At 48.0% G+C, this 1,027-nt stretch carries 1 protein-coding gene; it reads left to right on the top strand.

Annotated features, from left to right (window positions below):
- Nucleotides 1-1,027, top strand: a 1,027-nt coding sequence (locus R7Z78_RS24885; protein ID WP_169643708.1) for an MtrB/PioB family decaheme-associated outer membrane protein, incomplete at both ends; no start/stop codon positions are given.

Below are 1,027 nucleotides of genomic sequence, written 5' to 3'. Positions count from 1 at the left end.
GCCAACGCGCCTGGATTCATACCCAAAGCCGTCGATCATGAAACCTTAAATACTCAAGTAGGAGTGAGCTACATTGAAGATTTGTGGCTGGTGGATATTGCGTATCGCGGCTCGTTTTTCCGCAATGACAAGTCCGCACTCTATTACGGCGGCATTACCAACCCTTACGCCAACCACATCGCGTATGAGCCTGACAACGACTTTCACCAGTTTGCTGTCACGGGGAATTATCGGTTGAATCAACAAACGTTCAGTGGCCGCTTACTTTGGTCACAAACGTCTTCTGAAGGCGGGTTAAATCCGTTTCCTCAGTCCCCCGTTAACTCCAATACATTCCATGGCGAAACCAACACTTGGCAAATGAGCGCGGATTACCACAACAAGATTTCGCGAGACACAGCTTTCGCCATTTCTGCGGACTATTCAGACAAAGACGATAACTCCGATAGAAACAACATCATCGGCTCTACAAGAGAAAAATACGACCACACAAAAACCAAACTGGAAACAACGTTAACGCATCGTGTTGCGTCTGATGTGAAGGTGAATGCGGGTTATCACTTCAAACAAGACGAGCGAAGCTATGCCGACCGAAAACGTACCGATGAACAACGCGTTTTTGTTGGTGCTCAGTACAGGCCAAACAGTCCGTGGCAATTAGGCGGTAAAGTCTCCTACTCTTTCCGCGATGGCTCTGATTGGCAGGACGACAGCAGCGACTCGCCTAATTTGCGCCAATACTATTTAGCCGACAAAGAGAGGATTGAGCTCCGTGGCGACGGCAGTTATGACATGACAGACGATGTCCAGCTACTTGCAGAACTTTGGTACGGAAATGATGACTATGCAAAACCTGATATTGGTTTAAGCGAAGGGGAGGATTACGGCTACGACCTCAGCCTCAACTTCAATTTACTCGACGGATTAAGCGGGCATGTTTTTTACAATCAACAGATCATCCACTCCGAGCAACAACAAGCAAACTCTGACGTTGTCGGCTGGAATCGCTACACCACCAAGCTCAAAG

Origin of the sequence: Vibrio sp. 1167 (genome assembly GCF_033340375.1) — a bacterium.
GTDB lineage: Bacteria > Pseudomonadota > Gammaproteobacteria > Enterobacterales > Vibrionaceae > Vibrio > Vibrio alginolyticus.
This window is presented reverse-complemented; position numbering and strand designations above follow the sequence as displayed.